Below are 20,368 nucleotides of genomic sequence, written 5' to 3'. Positions count from 1 at the left end.
TGAGGGGCGAACCACCGAGGCCGATGTCGACACCACACCACCTCTCCGACCGCTACGAACTCGGCGAAACGCTGGGTTTCGGTGGCATGTCCGAGGTGCACTACGCGCGCGACCTGTTGCTGCATCGCGACGTCGCGGTCAAGGTGCTGCGTGCCGATCTTGCCCGTGATCCGTCGTTCTATCTCCGCTTCCGTCGCGAGGCGCAGAACGCGGCGAAGCTGAACCACCCCACGATCGTGCAGGTCTTCGACACGGGCGAGGCCGAGACCGACGACGGTCCGCTGCCGTTCATCGTGATGGAGTACGTCGACGGCGACACCCTGCGAGATGTGTTGCGCGCCAACGGTCCGATCTCTCCGCGACAGGCGATGACCTGGATGGCCGACGTCGCGGCCGCCATGGACTTCTCGCACCGGAACGGCATCGTCCACCGCGACATGAAGCCGGCGAACGTGATGATCGACAAGTCCGGAGCCGTGAAGGTCATGGACTTCGGCATCGCTCGGGCGATGAGCGACGCGACGTCGACGATGACCCAGACGTCTGCGGTGATGGGAACAGCACAGTACCTGTCTCCGGAGCAGGCCCGCGGCATCAAGGTCGACCCGCGCAGCGACATCTACTCGATGGGGTGCGTGCTCTTCGAGCTCCTCACCGGTGAGCCGCCGTTCACGGGTGATTCGCCGGTGGCCGTCGCACATCAGCACGTGCACGAGGATCCGCCGTGGCCGTCGCACGTCCGCCCCGAGATCCCACGCGAACTCGACTCCGTCGTCCTCAAGGCGATGAGCAAGAACAAGGACAACCGCTATCAGTCGGCCGCCGACCTGCGCGCCGACCTGATCCGGGTTCTCGCCGGCGGTAAGCCATCGGCGCCGATGCTGCTGTCGGACGAGGAGCGCACCGAGTTCATCGACACCGGGCCGCGCCGCCCGACCCGCGCGGAGACGACGGGTCCGCGCCGCGCGATCCCCGCCCGCACCGCGAACGGCAACGGCGGTACTCACCGCCGCGACGACGAGGACGAGGACGGGAAGACACCTCGACGCCGGTCTCGGCTGCTCATGGCCGGCGCCCTGGCCGTCGTGGCCCTGCTCGTCGGCACCCTGTTCCTGTGGTCGCCGTGGAGTTCGGGGTCGGCACCGCAGGAATCGGTCCCGGCGGTCTCGGGCCTCAGTTCCGACGACGCGCAGGCCTCGCTCGAACGAGCCGGCTTCGAGGTCCGCGTTCTCGAAGAACCCAGCCTCGACGTCGGCGCGGGTCTCGCCACCCGGACAACTCCGGGCGAGGGCGTGATGGCGGCCGAGGGCTCCGAGATCGCGCTCTACATCTCGACGGGTCCCCAGCGCGTGCGGTTGCCGTCGGATCTGGTCGGCAAAACACCCACGGAGGCCCTGGACTCGCTCAAGGTCCTGGGGTTCACCAATGTGCGGACCGACCGAGTGGACTCGTCGGCCGAGATGAAGGACAAGGTCGTCTCGACCGCCCCGGCAGTCGGCACCGAGGTGCCGGTCAACGGCGCGGTCGTCGTCAACGTGGGCAACGGACCGCGCGAGGTCACGGTTCGCGACGTCGTCGGCATGTCCGAGGATCGGGCACGGTCGGTGCTGGAAGAGCTCGGCATGATGGTCGTGGTCGTCGCCGCCGACTCCGACCGTCCGGCCGGAGAGGTCATCTCCACGTCACCGGGTCCGGGCTCGACCGCCGAACAGGGCAGCACCGTGCAGATCAGCGTGTCGCGCGGGAATCTCTTCACCGTCCCGAACCTGCGTGGCAAGACGCCCGCCGAGGCACAGACCGAGCTCGAGCGGGCCGGGTGGGAGCGGTCCACCCTGACGCGCCAGACCCGCAACGTCCCGCTCGGCAGTCCCGACGACGGTCGCGTCGTCGGACAGGAACCGAATCCCGGGTCACAGACCCGCAAGAGCGGTTCGATCACGATCATCGTCGGCCAGGCGAGTCTGCTCCCCAACTGAGCCTCGGTGACCGCCCCGGCGGTGTCAGCCGATCGCGGTCGCCATCTCCGCTTCGAGCGCTGACACCCGGGTCTCGTCGATCTCGATCCCACACGCCTTGAGCCAGTTGGCGAGCATCCGGTGACCGCCCTGGGTCAGGACGCTCTCCGGGTGGAACTGGACGCCGTGGATGGGCAGTTCGCGGTGTGCCATCGCCATCACGATGCCCGACTCGGTGCGGCCGGTGACGACGAGTTCGTCGGGGATCGTCTCGGGCAGCACCGTCAGCGAGTGGTAGCGGGTGGCGGTGAACGGATCGGGAAGACCTTCGAGAACGCCTGCGTCGTCGTGGAAGACGAGTGAGGTCTTGCCGTGCAGGAGTTCGGGTGCGCGGTCGACGGTGCCGCCGAACGCCGCCCCGATCGCCTGGTGGCCCAGGCACACTCCCAGCAGCGGTAGTTCTTCCTCGGCGGCGACGCGGACCATCGGCATCGTCGCGCCGGCGCGCTGCGGGGTACCGGGGCCGGGGCTCAGGAGCACGCCGTCGAATCCGGCGACCGCCTCGCGCAGACGGTCGGGGTCGGCCGGGGAGAGTTGCGGGTCGTCATTGCGCCACACGACGGCCTCGACGCCGAGCTGGCCGAGGTACTGGACCAGGTTGTAGACGAAGCTGTCGTAGTTGTCGACCACCAGAATGCGACTCACGCGAGAAAGGCTACCGCCGAAGCGGGTGCTCGGCGTCGGCGACCTGGTGAGATACCGTAGATCTCGAGTGTTTGCCAATGGCGGGGACGTGTGTTGTCGCCCCGCTCGCGTACGACCGCTCCGGCGGTGCCGCACAACAGAGGAAGTCATGCCGAAGTCAAAAGTCCGGAAGAAGACCGATTACACGATCAACCCGGCCAGCCGGACGCCGGTCAAGGTCAAGGCCGGCCCTTCGAGCACCATCTACGTAAGCGTCATGCTCGGCCTGATGGTGCTGGGTCTCGCCTGGCTCGTCGTCTACTACCTGGCCGCAACCCCCACCGCGTACGGCGGCGAGGGCCAGGTCCTGCACTGGATGGCCGAGCTCAACTCGTGGAACTTCCTGATCGGCTTCTCGCTGATGGTGGCGGGCCTGTTGATGACGATGCGTTGGCGGTAGGCGTCGTCGGTCGTTCGCGTGTCGAAGCCGCTGAGCTGCTGAAACACACGCTTGTAAGTTATCCACACTGTGGAAATCACATGTGTGTAAGTCATCCCCACTGTGAGTAACTCCTGTGGATAACTCTGACGACTCCTACACACATGCCTGGGCGACCCCCGTCGGTGCCGGCCTCGCCGGGTGCCTCGGCGGTGTCGTGCTGGTCGGGGCGGCCGTGGTCGTCACCGGGGATCCCGCCGGGTCGGTCCTGATGGGCGTCGCCGGGATCCTTCTTCTCGCACTCGGTGCCTACACGCTGCTGGTGCGTCCCCGGCTGGCCGTCTCGTCCGGCCCGTCGCCCGTCCTGATCATCCGAACGCTGCGCGGGCCGCGGGCGTATCCCCGCGAACGCATCGAGCGGATTCGCGTGCTGTCCATCCGCCGGGTCGGACGCCGCGTCGGACAACTCGAGATCGACGTGCTCGACGACGAGGCAGCCGCGTCGCCGTCGCACCGTGACGGCATGGGTCCGCGCGACGACACCCGCCTGGTCGTGCTCAGCCGCTGGGACCTCGGCACCGACCTGCCGACCGTGGTCGACGCGCTGCGCGAGTCGGGATTCGTCGTCGACGAGGGGTAGAGGACCCAGGGTCGGGTCACCGTGTGGGCAGACGCTCTGAAACCCACCCTCGGGAAGGTGGACTGGTCCCCATTTGTTGGACTGGTAATTCGAGGTTAGGCCACGAGGGCCTGAGTCCGGTATTGCACCGGGCTCAGGCCCTCGAGTCGTTCCGAGGTGCGGTCGTGGTTGTACCACTGGATGTAGTCGTGCAGGGCGACTTCGAGTGCGTGGATGTCGAGGTAGGTGACGTGGTGGAAGCATTCCTCTTTGAGGTGGCCGAAGAACGCCTCCATGACAGCGTTGTCGTAGCAGTTGCCCTTTCGTGACATCGATTGCTGCGCACCGACATCGGCAAGGAGTTGTCCCCACGTGTGGTGCTGGTACTGGAAGCCTTGATCGGAGTGGACCAGTGGCAGCTGGCCGGGTTCCAGGGTCGCGATCGCGGCACGCAGCGACGAGTGTGTCAGGTCCAGAGTCGGTGACCGGCCGATCGAGTACGAGATGATCTCGCGGTTGAACAGATCCATGATCGGTGACAGATACAGCTTGTCCTGCCCAACCCGGAACTCGGTGACATCGGTGACCCACTTCTGGTTGACCGCCTCGGCGGTGAAGTCACGGTCGAGCAGATTCTGCGCAACTGGGCCGACAAAGCCGCGGTAGGAGACATATCGGCGACGGCGAATCCTGCAGACCAGGCCGAGTCGGCGCATCAGTGTCAGCACGGTCTTCTTCGCGATCCGATGTCCGGTCTTGACCAGTTCGCGGTGTACCCGCCGATGGCCGTAGCGCGCCTTGTTGGCGTGGAAGATCTCGCTGATCGCCGCCTTCGTCTCTGCCCATGGGTCGGGGTCGTCGAGTCGGGCCTGGTGGTAGAAGAACGTCGACCGCGCCAACCCGGCCGCGGCGAGTAGATCACCGAGCCGATGTTCTGCCTTGAGGGAGATGACAGCCTGAACCTTCAGGACCGTCGTTGCTGCTTCCTCAAGGCCTGCAATTTTCCCAGGTAGGCGTTCTCCGCCCGCAACCGCTCGTTCTCCCGACGCAACTGCTCGACCTCGCTCAGCTCTTCGACCGGCTTCGTGCGGGGCCGGCCACGAGGCTTCGATTTGAGTCCATCGACGCCCTCACGGCGATAGATTCGCACCCACGCCGTCAGCACTTGGGGGGAGGACAAATCGGCTTCCTCGGCCAGTGACTGCACGCTTTCCCCGGCCAGGAACCGTTCCACGAGATCGCGTTTGAACTCGAACGAGTACGAGGACTGGACTCGTTTCTCCAACAATGCACCTCTGCCACGGATCCGCCAACGTTGATACAGCAGCTTCACCGACTCACGCGGCACTCTCAGTTTCGTCGCCACCGCCCGATCAGCGAAACCCTGTTCAAAGCAGGCTACCGCCTGCTCACGCTGCTCCACAGTCAACAAACTGCGCTTACGCATACAACTGCTCCCCACGAGTCGGAACTGATTTCTCAGTCCAACTCCCGGGGAGCAGTCCAAGGCGGCTGCAAGCAATACGCCGGCAGAAGGCCGGTGAGGGGCGGCTTTCAGGCCGGCTCAGCGGATGTAGGTCAGCCCGTCGTAGGCGACACCTGCGCCGATGCCGAGGCCGAGAGCGAGCACGAACAGGGCGGCGAGCGCGATCCAGCCCACCCGGCTCGCGGTCTGCGGATCTCGACGACCCGCGGGGAGCACCGCGTCGGGTAGATAGACGATGGCCGCGGTGGCGGCCGCGCCGAAGACGAGACCGCCGAGATGCCCCAGAACCGAGATCCCGGGGAGCGAGAACGACAGCACGACGTTGAACCCGATGATGAGCAGCACCGGGACCGGGGACACACGGGCTTTGAGGATGATCACGAGCATCGCGCCCATGAGGCCGTAGATGGCCCCGGACGCACCGGCGGTCAGGGCGCGGTCGTTCTCGAAGAGCATGACCGCGGCGCTGCCGCCGAGCAGGGCGATCACGTACACGGCCAGGTAGCGGCCGATCCCGAGCGCGAGTTCGAGGTCGCGGCCCAGGATGTAGAGCGAGAGCATGTTGACGGCCACGTGCATGACGCTGAAGTGCAGAAAGCCCGCGGTCAGCAGACGCCAGTACTCACCGGCCGCGACGTCGCTCTTGAGGAGGTCGCCGGCACTGAAGATCGACGCACCGCCCGGGTCACCGACCCCGGCCTGGAGAACGCACAGCGCGAAGATCAGCAGGTTCACCGCAATGAGCGCATAGGTCGCGTAGGGCTGCGTGGGCGCAGTGCGCGTCGGCGCCATCCTGCGGACGCCACCCCTGGGGCCGCCGAGTGACGGCGACCGCTGCACTCCGTCGTTGCGGAGACAGTCCAGACAGTGCTGGCCGACCGCAGCCGGGCGCAGACACTCGGGACATACCGGACGCCCGCACCGGCTGCATGACAAGCCGGTGGGACGGTCGGGATGCCGGTAGCACACCGCCCGCTGCGGGGCGGCGTGCTCCGGAGAGGTCAGTTGACCTCGATCTTTTCGATGACGACCTCGTCGAGCGGCCGGTCGCTGCGGTCGGTCGAGGTGGTGGCGATCGCGTCGACGACCTGCTGCGACGCCGGATCGGTGATCTCACCGAAGATGGTGTGGCGACGGTTGAGGTGCGGGGTCGGGCCGACGGTGATGAAGAACTGCGAACCGTTGGTGCCCGGCCCGGCGTTGGCCATCGCGAGCAGGTACGGACGGTCGAACTGCAGTTCCGGGTGGAACTCGTCACCGAACTGGTAGCCGGGGCCACCCATGCCGGTTCCGGTCGGGTCGCCGCCCTGGATCATGAACCCGGAGATGACGCGGTGGAACACAGAGCCGTCGAAGAACGGGCCGGAGTTGCCGCCGGACGCGTTGGGCTTGCTGTATTCCTTGCTGCCGTCGGCCAGGCCGACGAAGTTCTCGACGGTCTTCGGCGCGTGGTTCGGGAACAGGTCGACCTTGATGTCGCCGCGGTTGGTGTGGATGACTGCGGAGGTTTTCTGTGTAGTCACACCTCCATCCAACCACTTACACCCGGTCCGATGGTCGGGAGACGGCCGCGAGGTGCGCAAATGCGCCGGGCCGGGGTGGCAGCTGTGGGCACCGGCTGGCAGTCTTGAGCCCATGTCCAAGAACTACCTCTTCGCCGCGCTGGGTGTGGTCGTCGCATCCGTCACCGCCGTCGTCGCCGTCGGCTCGCTGCGTCGCGCACGACGCGTGGTGGCCCCGGTGTCCCCGACCGTCCCGCGGATCGAGGAGGTGCGCGAGGCGCTCGCCGAGAGCACCGAGACGCAGGCGTCGTGACCCGCCGCGGCCGCCTCGGCACCGGCCGCATGTCATGCACGGGTAATTTGGACTCGTGACCTCAGACGACGAGCGCTCCCCGAACCCGCCGCCGGGGTCCGGCGGCGCTGACGACCGGACCCGCGAGTCGTGGTCGACGCCCGAGAGCTCCGCGCCGACGAGCAATCCCGCGCCGTGGGAACGGGCTCCGGCACGGCCCGTCAGCGCGCCCCCGCACGGGACGGACACTCCCGGCGCCGGCCGTCCGGCGCCGGGCGGCGGATTCACCCCGCCTCCGGGCGGTCGCCCGCAAACCCGCCCCGGCCCACCTCCGGGCCAACGACCGGCACCGCCGCGCGGCGACACCCCGGGGCCGACGGCAGGTCCTGCCGGACCGCGCCCACCCGCGCCGGGACCGCAACGACCGGGGCCGACCGGTCCCGGGCCGACACCCAACGCGCCCGGTGCGGGAGCCAACCCCGCGGGACCGAGGCCGGGTGGCAGCCCCGTCGGTCCGGGCCAACGCCCGCCGATGCCGGCCGGGCCACCCGGGCATCGACCCCCGCCCGGCCGGCGCCCGACTCCCGGAGCACCACCACTCGCCAAAGGTGTTCCGCCACAGGGCAATCGACCCCTCGACGGATCACGTCCGCCGTTTGCCGGCACCCGTCCAGGTGCTGCGCCCGGCGAGCGCCCCGACTCCCCCGGCCCGGATGCCACCCGGGACAACCGCACCACGCAGGTGGTGGGAGCAGGTGGCGGATTCGTCGATCAGTCCGAGGATCCGGCGTCGGACACCCGCGTCGTCGACAGTCCCGGCGCGGTGAGCACGCCTCCGGTCGCCGACCGCCCCGAAACCCAGGCCTATTCAGCAGCAGCACATCCCACCAGTAGTTCGGAGGACAGCGTGGCTCCCCAGTCCGGTGCCGGTCCGCGTGTCAATCGGATGGCGTTGTGGGCCTTGGCATTGTCGATCCTCGGGATCACCTTCATCGTGGGACTCGTCCTGGGCTACCGGGCGCGCACGCAGATCCGGCAGCGTCGCGAGATCGGTCTGCCCTTCGCCACCGCCGCGATCTGGGTCGGCTGGGCCTACCTGGGGGTCTTCGTGTTCGGGCTGATCGTCTACGGCTGGATCCTGTTCGTCGCCTGACGCCGGCCGACGAGCAGGGAATCAACCCTCCGCCCCGGAAGTGCGAGCTCCGGTGCGCCCCCGGTGAGCTGCCGGCGGGTCTCGCGATCAGAAGTACCCGTTGCCCGGCAACGGGGTGGCGTTCACGCGGAGATCACCGATGGCGACGGCCTTGTACGACGTCGGGTTGTGCAGGGTGATGGTCCGGATGTTGCGCCAGTGCCGGTCGAGGTTGCGGCTACGGCTCGCCGACGAGGCACCACCCACGTCGAAGACGGCCGCCGCCGCCGGGAGGGCGATGCGATCGACGTGCACCTTCACGCGCGCGGCGGCGAGCGACGCCTGCGCGAACTGCTCGACGTCGATGACGCCGCGTCGCGCCAATGCGTTCGCGGTCTCGACCTGCCGCGCCGCACTCAGGACCGCGTCCCGTGCCACATGTGCGGCGGCGTCGATCTCACCGATCCGCTCCAGCAGGATCGGATCCTGCCGTGGCTCGGGCGACGGCGCGTGCTCGAACGTCCGTACGCGTGAATTCAGCAGTGCGACGGCATCATCCGAGGCGGCCAGGAGGATGCCGGCGATCAGTGCCTGCAGGAACAGCTGCAGGAATGGGCCGTCGTTGGCGGCGGGCGGCGTGGAGTCGTCGAGTTCGACGAACTCCAGGACGTCGTCCGAGGTGACGCGGACATCGTCGAACAACGTCGAACCGGTGCCCGTCCGATGCTGCCCGATCCCGTCCCAGTCGTCGACGACGCTCACCCCGTCGCGGTCGACCGGGACGACCACTTTCACCAGCCGCGCGCGCAGGGCGTCCGGGACGATGGCGAGGACCGTGACGTAGTCCGCGAAAGCCGTTCCGGTGCTGTAGAACTTCTCGCCACGCAACCGCCAGCCGTCACCGTCGGAGACGAGTTGAGTCGCGTACTGGCGCGACCCGGCGGCGACACCGCGTTCACTGGACGCGTTGCCGACGATGGCGCCCGCGGCGATCCGCTCGCTCCACCGACTCCGCACCGGTCCGACGGGGAGGCGTTCGATCTGCTCGACGAACCAGTAGTGAGCGCGCAGGATGTGCGCGGCGATCGGGTCGGCGCGGGCGAGGTCGATGATGAACTCGAAGAGTTCGACACTTCCGGCCCCGGCACCTCCGGACTGTGTGTCGAGTGACAGCGCGGTCAACCTCGACCGTCGGAGGAGCGCCACGGCTTCGCGGGGGTCCCGGCCCTGGCGCTCGCGCTCGGCCGAACCGGCCGCGATCTCGGCGAGGATCTCGTTCCGGTCGGTCACGACCCGCGCGGGTGCGGTCATGCCGGCACCTTCGCGAACGCGCCGCGATGGCGTGCGGCGGGGTGCGACTCCGGAAGCCGGTCGTGGCCGCTGAGTTTGGCACGTGAGGTTCCCTCGGCATACTCCCGCTTCGCCAGACCGCGCTCGCGGAGAACTGGCAGCACGTGGTCGGCGAAGTCGACGTAGCTGCCGGGGATGGTCGCGTTGATGACGTTGATGCCACCCACCCCGGCGTCACGCCACTGCTCGAGACGGTCGGCGATCTGGTCCGGTGTCCCGACGACCCGGCCTGTCCGGCTGCGCAACTGGGCGAGATCGCGCACGGTCGGTTCGCGGTCGGGCACGGCCTCGCGAAGCCACAGCAGGAAGCTCTGGGAACCCTCGGTGTGGCTCTGCCCGATCGGGGTGTCGAGGTCGTAGTGCCCGAGATCCACGCCGATGCCGCCCGCCGAGTGGGCGATGATCGTGCTCGGGTCGATGAGCTCGTCGAGTTCGCGGGACTTGCGCGCCGCTTCCTGCTCGGTACTCCCGATCACGAATGAGAGTCCCTGGAAGAACTGGAGATCCGTCGGTTGCCGGCCGGCCTCGGCCGCGAGGCGACGGGTGTCGGCGATCAGCGTCCGCGCGGCGTCGGGAGACGGCGAGAGGATGAACTGCGCCTCGGCGTTGCGGGCCGCGAAACGTCGTCCGGCCGGCGAGGAACCGGCCTGGAACAGCACCGGGGTCCGCTGCGGGGACGGCGACACGAGATGAGGTCCCTCGACCCGGTAGTGCTCGCCGACATGGTTGATCTTGTGGACGCGGTCATAGTCTCCGTGGAGACCGCCCGTCTTGTCCTGGATCAGCGCGCCCTCGTCCCAGGAACCCTCCCACAACTTGTACGCGACGTCGACGTACTCGTCGGCCCATGCGTAGCGGTCGTCGTGTTTGGTGATCCCGTCGTATCCGAAGTTGCGCCAGGCGTTGTCGGACAGACTCGTGACGATGTTCCACGCGATCCGGCCCTTGCTCAGGTGATCGAGGGTGGAGATCTTACGAGCGAAGTCGAACGGGTGCTCCTGCAGGATCGAACTCGTGATCGCGATGCCGAGATGCTCTGTGTGCGAGGCGATCGCGGAGGCCAGCACGAGCGGGTCGTTGCTCGGGATCTGCAGGCCGGAGTCGACGAACTTCTTCCAGTCCCCCTGATAGTCGTCGTACAGTCCGACCACGTCGGCGAAGAAGATGAAGTCGAACCGGGCCTCCTCCAACAGTTTTGCGAGGCCGATCCAGTGGTCGAGATCGTTGAAGTGGTGTTGCTGCGCCTCCGGCGCCCGCCACGCTCCGTGCAGGATGTGCGATGTCGTGTTCATGACGAAGGCGGCGAAGTTCAAGGGGGGCGCGGACATGGCTGCTCCTGATCACGAGGCGTCGGACTCAGCGCGACGTTACGGACGGCGCCGCGCGTCCGGCGACTTCGGATCAGGGTGGCCCCAAGGGGTGCCCGACACCGTCCGGAGCCCCTAGGTTGTGGTGATTCCCGTCCCGACGCCGGGCTCCCGCTGTCGTGTCCCACGACCTCGAGCCGCGTCCGCCGCCATCTGTGCCGCCCGAGGAGAAGTTCTGTGCTGCGACGACGTCCTGTGCCGCGACGATCGCGGCGATCCCGCCTGCTGCCCGCGGCCGGGGTCGCCCTGACCTGCGTCACGTTGCTGGCGGGATGTGCCCAGCCGCGCACCGGTGACGGCGAGTCGACGGGGGTCCCCGCCGCGCCGGGCCAGTACGTCTCGGGCGGGACCATCTCCTACGGCCACGAGCAGGAACCACCCTGCGTGCACGGTGGGTGGGTTCAAAACGCCTATCTGGCACGGCAATACCTCGACAACCTGGTGTCGCTGGACGACTCGGGACGAGTGGTGCCGTGGCTGGCCACCCGCTGGGACATCTCCGCCGACGGGCGCTCGTACACCTTCCATCTGAAGCCCGGTGTCGAATTCAGCGACGGCACACCGCTCGACGCCGAAGCCGTTCGTGCGACCTTCGCGTCGTATCTGAACCCGGACAAACCCAACGGCACGGTGGTGTCCTACATCGGCAAGTACTTCGAGTCCGACGAGGTCATCGGGCCGCTGACCTACCGGATGAACCTCAGGTCGGCGTACACCCCGCTCCTCACCGTGCTGACGCAGGGCTACTTCGGAATCCAGTCGCCGACCGCGCTGGCGCGTGGTCCGAAGGCGAACTGCACCAGCCCGGTCGGGTCCGGCCCGTTCATCATCGAACGCTGGGACCGCAATCGCAGCATCACCTTCGTGCGCAACCCGAAGTACAACTCTCCCCCGGCAAACGCGGAGAACCAGGGTCCGGCGTACGTGGACAAGCTGGTCTGGAAGTTCCTCAAGGACCCGGTGCTCCGCTACGGATCGCTGCGCAGCGACTCCTCCGATGTCATCTACAACGTGCCGGCCATCAACTGGGCGGACGCGACCAGCCGGTATCAGGTGACCCGCTACGTGACGCCGGGGCGCCCGAATGCCATCACCCTCAACGTCGACCACGCGCCGTTCGACGATGTCCGGGTACGGCAGGCGTTCGCCTACTCGGCCGACCGTCGCAAAGCCGTCGAGACCGCGTTTCTCGGCGTGGTCCCCTACAACGCCAACGGCGCGCTCAGTCAGAGCACCCCGGACTACGACCCGGAGGCCGGGAACTACCCGCACGACCCGGAGGCGGCCGCTGCTCTGTTGGACGACGCGGGTTGGACCGGTCGCGACGACGACGGCATCCGCACGAAGGACGGACGACGCCTGACCGCGCGCGTGGTGTACGCCGCCGACGCGATCGTCGGACCCGAGGGTGCCGCGATCCTGCAGGCGGTGGCTCGACAGGCGCGTGACGTGGGCTTCGACATCCAGCTCGTCCCCGCCACCCAGAGCGCGTATTTCGGCGGGCAGTACGCGAAGGCACCGACCTACGACGCCTACGTCGGCTACTGGACGAGCCCGACCCCGGGCCTGCTGTACATCAACTGGCGTCAGCGCCTCCCGGACAGTCCCAACCCGCACAACACCGCGTACTACAACGACCCGCGTCTGCAGACCCTCATCGAGCAGGGCAACGCCTCTCCGGATCCGGTACAGGCCCGGGGCTTCTACCGCGACGCCCAGCGCCTCATCGGTGACAACGCGCTCTCGATCGGGTTGTACACGCAGACAACGTCGTTGGCGGTGTCACCACGCCTCCACGGGGTGTGGGTCGAGAAATCCCAAGGCGAACCGGTGTTCGCAGATGCGAGGTTCGTGCGATGACCCTGGTCGACGACCCGGCCGTGACCGCGGCCCGACGCCAGGTGGTCGCCCCGCGGGGCCTGACCCGGTGGGCGGGCAAGATCGGTTCGGCCGTCTTCGTGCTGTGGGCCGCCGCCTCCATCACCTTCCTGCTCCAGGTGCTCGCTCCCGGCGACCGCGCGACGCTGCTCCTCAACCTCTCGTCTGGCGAGAGCCGGGAACGCACACCGGACGAACTCGCTCCGGTCAACGCCGAGTATGGTTTCGACGATTCGGTGTGGTCGCAGTATCTGGACTATCTCGGCGGTTTGCTGCGCGGCGATCTCGGCATCTCGTTCCAGCTGCAGCAGCCGGTGACCGAGATCATCGCCGACCAGATCGGACCCACGCTCGTCCTCACCCTCACCGCCCTGGTCGTCGCGTGGCTCTTCGTCCTCGTCCTCACCACGCTCACGGCAGGCCGCCGTGGACCCTGGGGCGCGGCCGGGTCCCTGATCGAGACCGTGAGCGCCGGGCTGCCGCAGTACTGGGTGGGATCGATCCTCCTGGTGGTGTTCGCGATCAACCTCGGCTGGTTTCCCGTCGAGAGCGGAACGGGCCTGTGGGGACTCGTCCTGCCCGTGCTCACCCTGGCGATCCCGCTGTCGGGCTTCCTCGGCCAGATCGCCCGGGACGAGTTCGCCCGCGCACTGGACCAGCCCTTCGTGCTCACCGCCCGCAGTCGCGGGCTCGGCGATCTGTCGGTCCGGTATCGACATGTGTTGCGACACTCCGTCCTTCCCGCGGTGACGGTCTCGGGCTGGGCCATGGGCGCGCTGCTGTCCGGTGCGGTCATCGCCGAAACCGTGTTCGCGCGAGCGGGTATCGGTCAGACGCTGGTCGCGGCGGCCAGTTCGCGTGACGTCCCGCTGGTGAGTGGCATCGTTCTGTTCGTCGCGCTCGTCTACACGATCGCCAACCTCGTCGTGGACTTCCTGTACACCGTCATCGACCCCAGGATCGAGGTCCCATGACCCTCACCAATCCGGTCCGCCCCGCACTGACGAACGCGCTCTCCGCGGTTCGCAGGTCCACCACCGGCACGCCTCGCGGTCAGGACGACCAGCCACGTCGTTCATGGCCACCAGCGGCGGTGATCGCCGCACTCGTGGTGCTGGTCCTGTTGCTCGTGGCCGCGGTGGCGCCCAACCTGCTCGCTCCCTACGACCCGCTCGCCGTCGACCTGGACGCCACCCTGCAACCGCCCAGCTGGGCACACCCGTTCGGCACCGATCTGTCGGGACGAGACCTGCTGAGTCGCGTCATCGCCGGCACCCGGCAATCGCTGATCATCGGGCTCGGCGCGGTCGCACTCGCATCGGTCCTGGCGGTGTTGCTCGGCATCGCCGCGGGGCTGTCAGGGCGCGTCGCCCAGGCGCTGGCCAATCGCTGGATCGAGGTGATGTTCGCCTTCCCCATCGTGCTTCTCGGTCTCCTCCTGACCTCGGTCTTCGGGCCCGGACAGGTGACCCTCATCCTGGCGATCGGTATCGGCATCGCGCCGGGGTACGCCCGCATCGTGCGCGGTCAGGTGCTCGCCGTCCGGACTGCGCCCTACATCGAAGCGGCGACCGCCCTGGGGCACCCTCGCCGCCGAATCCTTGTGCAGCACATCGCGCCCAACGCGCTCCGCCCGATGATCGTGACCGTGACGCTGGGAGTGGGACAGGCGATCATCTGGGCGTCGGGACTGGCCTATCTCGGACTCGGCGTACCACCACCCGCACCTGAGTGGGGCGCACTGCTCGACGCCGGACGCACCTACATCACCGTGGCCTGGTGGCTGGAGATCTTCCCCGGTCTCGTCATCGTCGCGGTGGCGCTGGCATTCACGACCGTGGGCCGTCACCTCGGCGCACGACTGGAAGGAGACCGCCGATGACCGTCGTCACCCGAGAGACGATGGCCTCCGTCCGCGTCGACCGCACCGACGCACCGCTGGCCGAGGTGCGCGACCTCCGCGTCTCGTTCGCCGGCCGCCAGGTCGTCAAGGGCGTGTCGTTCTCGGTTTCTGCCGGCCAGTGCCTGGCGATCGTCGGCGAATCCGGCTCCGGCAAGTCCGTCACCGCGCGCACCCTCATCGGACTCACCGGTTCGGGCGCCGAGATCGACGCCACCGCCCTCTCGTTCGGCGGGCGTGATCTGCGCGGCCTGGTCGACCGCGAGTGGCGCGCCATCCGAGGGCGCGAGATCGGATTCGTCCTCCAGGACGCCCTGGTGTCCCTGGATCAACTGCGCACGGTGGGCAGCGAGATCGCCGAATCGCTGACCGCACACGGTGCAGGTGGCGGCCGGACCCCGAAGCGGCTCGGACGTGCACTCCGCGAGGAACGCGTCGTCGAGTTGCTCGATCTCGTGGGCGTTCCCGAGCCACGGGTACGTGCGCGTCAGCGTCCGCACGAACTCTCCGGCGGACTCCGCCAGCGTGCCCTCATCGCCTCCGCGCTCGCCCAGGATCCGAAACTCCTCATCGCCGACGAGCCGACGACGGCGCTCGACGCCACCGTCCAGGCTCAGATCCTGGACGTGCTGGCCGAGGCCAAGACGCGGGGCAACGGCATCATCCTCATCTCGCACGATCTGGCCGTCGTGTCGCGCCTCGCCGACCGCGTGGCCGTGATGCGCGACGGTGAGATCGTAGAGTACGGGAATGCTCGCGAGGTGCTTACCGCGCCGCAGCACGAGTACACCCGAGGTCTCATCGACGCCATCCCGTCCCGCGCATCCAAGGGCACGCTGCTCGTCAGCGGTGAGCAGCTCGCCACCACGGCGACACCGACGCCCGACCAGCCACTCGCACTCCGTGTTCGCGACCTGCACAAGTCGTTCAGCAATCCGGCGATCAGGGGCAAGGCGATCACTGCCCGCCCCGCCGTGGCCGGGGTGAGCTTCGACCTCGCGCCCGGTCGTACCCTCGGCATCGTCGGCGAGTCGGGTTCGGGCAAGACCACCACCGCACGGATCATCCTCGGGCTCGCCGAACCCGATTCCGGCACCGTCGAATTGAACGGCGCGGCGTGGTCCGGACTCACCGAGGCCCGCCGCCGCGCGTCGCGCCACCTGATCTCGGTGATCTACCAGGATCCGCTCAGCTCGTTCGACCCACGATGGACCGTCGACCGCGTCCTGGCCGACGCCCTGCGGGTGACCGGCGTTCGCAGCGCAGATCTCGACCACCGGATCACCGAACTCCTCGAGCAGGTGGGGCTGCCCGCGGAGTACCGGCACCGGCACCCCTCACGACTGTCGGGCGGACAGCGCCAGCGCGTCGCGATCGCCCGTGCGCTCGCACCGCGTCCCGCCGTTATCGTGTGCGACGAGCCGGTGTCGGCCCTCGACGTGTCCATCCAGGCACGGATCCTCGACCTCCTGGCCCGCCTGCAGGCGGAAACCGGTGTCGCGCTGGTGTTCATCTCGCACGACCTGGGCGTCATCCACCACGTGAGCGACGACATCGCGGTGATGCGTGCCGGTGAGATCGTCGAGTACGGTTCGGCGGACGCGGTTTTCGACGATCCGCAGCATCCCTACACCCGCGAACTCCTCGCCGCGGTCCCGCGGATCGCCCCCGCTCCCTGATCCAAAAGGGCCGCAGATACCTAGAAGCGAGCCGGCGCCCACCTAACACGCCCCCTAATCCGAAAGAACGACACAACCATTGCTCCCTGAGGTGCGAGGAGCGTTAGCGACGAGCCACGAAGGGTTCGGTGACGCATCTCACCAGGACCCTTCGTGACGGCCTCCGCAAGCTCCGGCCTCCTCAGGGAGCAGTAATTGGGCCCGCTCCGGTCACAACGAGTGCTTTCGCAGTCCACGACGGCCGCAGTTACTGAGGAGCGAGCTTCTCACCCCGCCCCCTGAGGAGCGAGCTTGCGAGCGTCTCGAAGGGCCCGCCGCGCCGGCATCACGAACACGGCCGCGAGGAGGGCACACACGAGCAGACCGGCCGTGAGGAGGTACGTGTCGGCGATCGCCGAGGCCAACTCGGGCGCGGCGTCGGCACGGTCGGCGGATTCGAGCGTCATCGCCCCCGCCACTCCCCGACCGTCGACCGCCCCGCTGCGCGAGTTCATCAGCGCCGCAATGGTGGCGGTGATCGCGGCGGATGCCATCGCGACGGCGAACTGGTTCGAGGTCGTGAGGATGGTCGTGCCACCCGGGGTGTCGGCGCCTTCGAGATCGCGGGTGGCGGCGGTCATGGTGGGCAACATCGTCGCTCCGACACCGATTCCCATGAGAGCGAGGATCGCGACGATGACCGGGTAGGAAGTGGACTCGTCGAGCAGCGTCGCCATCAGGATCATCGCCGTCGTCGACAGCACGATCCCGCAGATCGCGACCCGCCGTGGGTCCACGGAATCGGTCACACGGGTGGCGATCTGGAGGTTGATGCCGCTCAGGAGCGCGGGGAGGACGAACAGCATGCCTGCGGTCGTGGCCGAATCGGACCGGACCGATTGGACATAGATCGGCAGAATGGTCATCGAGCCGAAGTACGCCCCGGCGAAGAAGATCATCACCACGACGCCACCACGCAGGCGAGCTTGTGCCAGGAGTCGGAGATCCAGGACGGGGGTGCGGCTGCGCAGCGACCGGCGCACGAAGTACGCCAACAGGATCACGCCGATACCGACCGGCACCAGGATCGACGCCGCGAGGAGCGAACCGGTGTCGCCGGCGCGAGACAGGCCGAGAACCAGGAACGCACCACCCGGGGACAGAGCGGCAACCGCACGCAGGTCGATCCGCGGCATCCGGCGAGAGCCGGTCCGGGGGAAGAATCGCCAGGCCAACGCCACCGCGATCAGTCCGAGGGGAACGTTGACCGCGAAGACGACGCGCCAGCTGCCATGGTCCACGAGAACGCCGCCCAGCACCGGACCGAGCACGGGACCGACGAGGGTGGGCAGTCCCAAGATGGCCATCATCCGACCGCGCAGTCTCTCGGGCACCGCCTGCAGCGCGATGGCCATGCCCACGGGTTGGAGCATTCCGCCGCCGAGTCCCTGTAAGGCGCGAAAGACGATGAGACTGACGATGTTCCAGGACAGGGCGGTGAGCAGGGAGCCGAGGACGAAGACCAACAGCGCCGCGCAGTACACGCGCCGACCGCCGAACCGATTGCCGGCGTACGCGGATAGCGGCATCACCGCCACAAGGGCCAGCGCGTAGGCGGTGGTCACCCACTGCACGCTGGACAGCGGGGCGTCGAATTCGGTGGTGAGTTGTGGGAGCGCGACGGTCACCACCGTCACGTCGAGCATCACCATGAGGGTCGGGACGACGAGGATGAGGCCGATGCGCCGGCTGGCCGGGTCGAGTGTGGTCACGACGACGAGCAGACAACCTCAAGTGAACTTGAAGTCAATACCGGTGTGAATTCGCGCGTCTTCGGGCAAGGTGGAGAGATGCCGGACAACGAGAAGCCCACCTGGACGACCAACGAAGACGAACTGAAGACCGACCCCGATCTGCGGGACGATCCGGACGAGGAGCACGGTCCCGAGTCCGTTCTGCCGGCCGCCGGTGACACCCCGATCGGGCAGACGAAGCGGACCGAGGAGGAGAAGGCCGCCTACGAGGCCGCTCCCCACACCGGTCACTCCGATCAGGGCCACGCTCTGGGCGGTTCCGAGGGCACGGCGGAGGGACAGTGATGGCCGAACCGACCCGCACCATCGTTCTCACCGGCGCCAGCGACGGTATCGGCGCGATCGCCGCCCGGTCCCTGGCCGGGCCCGATACCAATCTCGTCCTCGTCGGACGCTCACCGAAGAAGCTCGCGCCGATCGCGGCGGAGACCGGCGCGACCCAGTTCACCGCGGATTTCTCGGATCTGGCGCAGGTGCGGGACCTCGCAGCCGAGATCAACGGCGCCGTGGGGACGATCGACGTCCTGATGAACAACGCGGGCGGGACGTTCGACTCGTCCCAACGCACCGCCGACGGGCACGAGTTCAACTTCCAGATCAACCATCTCGCGCCGTTCCTGTTGACTCACCTGCTGCGAGACCGACTGGCCGCGGCACCGCAGTCCCTGGTCCTGAACACCTCCAGCGTGGGCAATCTCTTCGGGCAGGTCGACCTCGATGATCTCGACTTCGAGAAACGCCGGACACTCGCGATGCGCCCGTACGGCACCGCCAAGCTGATGAACATCCTGTTCACGCGCGGGATCGCCCAGCGCTGGACTGCCGACAGGATCTACTCCGCCGCAGTGCATCCAGGACCTGCGGCAACGAGCTTCGGCCGCGACTCGCGATTCGTCGGACTCGCCTATCGGTCCCCGATCACACGCCTGGTGACCATCACCCCCGAGCAGGGTGCCGCCCCGCTGATCGCCCTGGCCGAGCGCGGCGCCGACCCGAGCGTCAACGGGGTGTACTTCAACCGCCACAAGCCCAACGGCCGGGAGAATCGCCAGGCCCACGACCAGACACTGATCGACGGTCTGTGGCAACGCTCCGCCGAGCTCACCGGTCTCACCTGACCTGACCTGCACCGTGGCCGAGCTCGCGGTTGTTCTCTACGTTGGCGGACGATGTCCACATCGTCTACCTGGGCACAGGAGGTTCAGATGACACGCAACATTCTCTTCATCATGACCGGCGCCGGAAGCTGGACGCTGAACGACGGCTCGGCTCACAAGACCGGGTTCTGGGCCGAAGAGGCCGTCGCCCCACTGGAGGTGTTCCGCGCGGCCGGATACAAGGTCACGGTGGCCACCCCGAACGGCGTACGGCCACCGGTCGACGAGACCAGTCTGGCGGTCGAGAGCATCGGCACGCCCGAGCGCGCGGCCGAGATCCGCCACGTGGTCGAGACCGCACCCGAACTGAAGAAGCCGATCGCGCTCACCGACGTTCGCATCGCCGACTACGACGCCGTGTTCGTTCCCGGCGGACACGGCCCGATGGAGGATCTGGCGGTCGACGCGGACGCCGGTGGCCTCCTGATCGCAGCCGACGAGGCCCAACTACCGGTCGGGATCGTCTGTCACGGGCCGGCGATCCTGCTCGCCGCGAACACTCCCGACGGGGTCAACGCGTTCGCCGGTCGCACGGTGACCGGCTTCAGCAACGCCGAGGAGGAGCAGGCCGGGCTCGCCGACAAGGCGCCCTGGCTCCTGCAGGACCGGCTCACCCAGGCGGGATTCAAGGTCACCCTCGCCGAACCGTGGACGGTCCACATCGAGACCGACGGCAACCTGCTGACCGGCCAAAACCCCGCATCGTCGGAATCGCTGGCCCGCACCCTGCTCGATCGACTCGAGAACGTCCCGCAGGGCTCGAAGTAGGGCTTTTGCTCGCCGAGGTGCGAGGAGCGTTAGCGACGCCCCCTCCCGCTCCCTAATCCGAAAGAAGCGCCCCCCTCTGCTCCCTGAGGTGCGAGGAGCGTTGGCGACGCCCCCTCCCGCTCCCTGAGGTGCGAGGAGCGTTAGCGACGCCCCCTCCCGCTCCCTGAGGTGCGAGGAGCGTTAGCGACGCCCCCTCCCGCTCCCTGAGGTGCGAGGAGCGTTAGCGACGCCCCCTCCCGCTCCCTGAGGTGCGAGGAGCGTTAGCGACGAGCCACGAAGGGCTGGCGAGGCACCTCACCGTGCCCTTCGTGGCTCGCTTCGCTCGCACCTCAGGGAGCAGAGGGGGTCGCTCCACTCTCACCGCACA

Annotated in this window: 20 protein-coding genes; 12 read left to right on the top strand and 8 right to left on the bottom strand. The window is 68.1% G+C overall.

The annotated features are described in order from the left end of the window. The first annotated feature begins 23 nt into the window (after positions 1-23). The gene (gene pknB / locus BCM27_RS00205) at positions 24-1,976 is read left to right on the top strand and encodes a Stk1 family PASTA domain-containing Ser/Thr kinase (protein ID WP_004023311.1); all 1,953 of its coding nucleotides are present in this window, start codon (positions 24-26) and stop codon (positions 1,974-1,976) included. A 24-nt stretch (positions 1,977-2,000) separates the two neighbouring features. On the opposite strand, the gene BCM27_RS00200 is transcribed toward pknB, so the two are convergent. Continuing rightward, entirely contained in the window at positions 2,001-2,660 is a 660-nt protein-coding gene (locus BCM27_RS00200) for an aminodeoxychorismate/anthranilate synthase component II (RefSeq protein WP_004023312.1), read from the bottom strand. Between the two features lie 148 nt (positions 2,661-2,808). Between BCM27_RS00200 and crgA the strand changes: the two genes are divergently transcribed. Continuing rightward, on the top strand, positions 2,809-3,099 hold the full coding sequence (gene crgA, locus BCM27_RS00195) for a cell division protein CrgA (protein WP_004023313.1): 291 nt from the start codon (positions 2,809-2,811) through the stop codon (positions 3,097-3,099). A gap of 115 nt (positions 3,100-3,214) precedes the next feature. Further along, on the top strand, positions 3,215-3,718 hold the full coding sequence (locus BCM27_RS00190; protein WP_004023314.1) for a PH domain-containing protein: 504 nt from the start codon (positions 3,215-3,217) through the stop codon (positions 3,716-3,718). Between the two features lie 95 nt (positions 3,719-3,813). Here the strand turns inward: BCM27_RS00190 and BCM27_RS25990 are convergent, their stop codons facing one another. The 4 genes from BCM27_RS25990 to BCM27_RS00170 all read right to left on the bottom strand — a co-directional run bounded on the left by BCM27_RS25990 (position 3,814) and on the right by BCM27_RS00170 (position 6,706). Next, on the bottom strand, positions 3,814-4,647 hold the full coding sequence (locus BCM27_RS25990) for an IS3 family transposase (RefSeq protein ID WP_239450718.1): 834 nt from the start codon (positions 4,645-4,647) through the stop codon (positions 3,814-3,816). Between the two features lie 14 nt (positions 4,648-4,661). Further along, positions 4,662-5,144 (bottom strand): helix-turn-helix domain-containing protein, encoded by a 483-nt coding sequence (locus tag BCM27_RS25985; RefSeq protein ID WP_004023316.1) that lies wholly within the window; start codon positions 5,142-5,144, stop codon positions 4,662-4,664. A 117-nt stretch (positions 5,145-5,261) separates the two neighbouring features. Continuing rightward, a complete protein-coding gene (locus tag BCM27_RS00175) occupies positions 5,262-5,975 on the bottom strand; it encodes a rhomboid family intramembrane serine protease (RefSeq protein ID WP_004023317.1) in 714 nt (237 codons plus the stop codon). Between the two features lie 209 nt (positions 5,976-6,184). Next, a complete protein-coding gene (locus BCM27_RS00170; RefSeq protein ID WP_004023318.1) occupies positions 6,185-6,706 on the bottom strand; it encodes a peptidylprolyl isomerase in 522 nt (173 codons plus the stop codon). 112 nt (positions 6,707-6,818) lie between these two features. Here BCM27_RS00170 and BCM27_RS25920 point away from each other — a divergent pair, with 112 nt between their 5' ends. Then, on the top strand, positions 6,819-6,998 hold the full coding sequence (locus BCM27_RS25920; RefSeq protein ID WP_033204236.1) for a hypothetical protein: 180 nt from the start codon (positions 6,819-6,821) through the stop codon (positions 6,996-6,998). A gap of 724 nt (positions 6,999-7,722) precedes the next feature. After that, the gene (locus BCM27_RS25690; RefSeq protein ID WP_101820518.1) at positions 7,723-8,130 is read left to right on the top strand and encodes a DUF4190 domain-containing protein; all 408 of its coding nucleotides are present in this window, start codon (positions 7,723-7,725) and stop codon (positions 8,128-8,130) included. Between the two features lie 87 nt (positions 8,131-8,217). On the opposite strand, the gene BCM27_RS00150 is transcribed toward BCM27_RS25690, so the two are convergent. Together BCM27_RS00150 and BCM27_RS00145 are read right to left on the bottom strand one after the other, a co-directional pair. Further along, positions 8,218-9,420 (bottom strand): acyl-CoA dehydrogenase family protein, encoded by a 1,203-nt coding sequence (locus BCM27_RS00150; protein ID WP_004023322.1) that lies wholly within the window; start codon positions 9,418-9,420, stop codon positions 8,218-8,220. Beyond that, the gene (locus BCM27_RS00145) at positions 9,417-10,787 is read right to left on the bottom strand and encodes an LLM class flavin-dependent oxidoreductase (protein ID WP_004023323.1); all 1,371 of its coding nucleotides are present in this window, start codon (positions 10,785-10,787) and stop codon (positions 9,417-9,419) included. The genes BCM27_RS00150 and BCM27_RS00145 overlap by 4 nt, the downstream gene beginning before the upstream one ends. A 216-nt stretch (positions 10,788-11,003) precedes the next feature. Here BCM27_RS00145 and BCM27_RS00140 point away from each other — a divergent pair, with 216 nt between their 5' ends. The 4 genes from BCM27_RS00140 to BCM27_RS00125 are packed head-to-tail and all read left to right on the top strand — an operon-like array spanning position 11,004 to position 16,283. Continuing rightward, the gene (locus BCM27_RS00140; RefSeq protein WP_004023324.1) at positions 11,004-12,686 is read left to right on the top strand and encodes an ABC transporter substrate-binding protein; all 1,683 of its coding nucleotides are present in this window, start codon (positions 11,004-11,006) and stop codon (positions 12,684-12,686) included. Next, positions 12,683-13,678: an ABC transporter permease gene (locus BCM27_RS00135; RefSeq protein WP_004023325.1), complete on the top strand. Its 996-nt coding sequence runs from the start codon at positions 12,683-12,685 to the stop codon at positions 13,676-13,678. The genes BCM27_RS00140 and BCM27_RS00135 overlap by 4 nt, the downstream gene beginning before the upstream one ends. Next, on the top strand, positions 13,675-14,586 hold the full coding sequence (locus BCM27_RS00130; RefSeq protein WP_004023326.1) for an ABC transporter permease: 912 nt from the start codon (positions 13,675-13,677) through the stop codon (positions 14,584-14,586). Before BCM27_RS00135 ends, BCM27_RS00130 begins: the two co-directional genes overlap by 4 nt. Continuing rightward, positions 14,583-16,283, top strand: a complete 1,701-nt coding sequence (locus BCM27_RS00125) for a dipeptide ABC transporter ATP-binding protein (RefSeq protein ID WP_004023327.1) — start codon at positions 14,583-14,585, stop codon at positions 16,281-16,283. Before BCM27_RS00130 ends, BCM27_RS00125 begins: the two co-directional genes overlap by 4 nt. A 266-nt stretch (positions 16,284-16,549) precedes the next feature. Here the strand turns inward: BCM27_RS00125 and BCM27_RS00120 are convergent, their stop codons facing one another. Beyond that, complete coding sequence (locus BCM27_RS00120) at positions 16,550-18,034, bottom strand: DHA2 family efflux MFS transporter permease subunit (protein WP_004023328.1); 1,485 nt, start codon at positions 18,032-18,034, stop codon at positions 16,550-16,552. Between the two features lie 78 nt (positions 18,035-18,112). Here BCM27_RS00120 and BCM27_RS00115 point away from each other — a divergent pair, with 78 nt between their 5' ends. The 3 genes from BCM27_RS00115 (at position 18,113) to BCM27_RS00105 (ending at position 20,001) form a co-directional block, all read left to right on the top strand. After that, positions 18,113-18,361: a hypothetical protein gene (locus BCM27_RS00115; RefSeq protein WP_004023329.1), complete on the top strand. Its 249-nt coding sequence runs from the start codon at positions 18,113-18,115 to the stop codon at positions 18,359-18,361. After that, positions 18,361-19,194 (top strand): SDR family NAD(P)-dependent oxidoreductase, encoded by an 834-nt coding sequence (locus BCM27_RS00110; RefSeq protein WP_004023330.1) that lies wholly within the window; start codon positions 18,361-18,363, stop codon positions 19,192-19,194. Before BCM27_RS00115 ends, BCM27_RS00110 begins: the two co-directional genes overlap by 1 nt. Positions 19,195-19,281: 87 nt before the next feature. Next, positions 19,282-20,001 carry a type 1 glutamine amidotransferase domain-containing protein gene (locus tag BCM27_RS00105; RefSeq protein WP_004023331.1) on the top strand — a complete coding sequence of 240 codons (720 nt, stop codon included), beginning with the start codon at positions 19,282-19,284 and terminating at the stop codon, positions 19,999-20,001. Positions 20,002-20,368: the final 367 nt, after the last annotated feature.

It is taken from the genome of Gordonia terrae, assembly GCF_001698225.1.
GTDB lineage: Bacteria > Actinomycetota > Actinomycetes > Mycobacteriales > Mycobacteriaceae > Gordonia > Gordonia terrae.
Note: the sequence above shows the minus strand (reverse complement) of the source record. Positions and strands in the feature narration are given on the sequence as shown.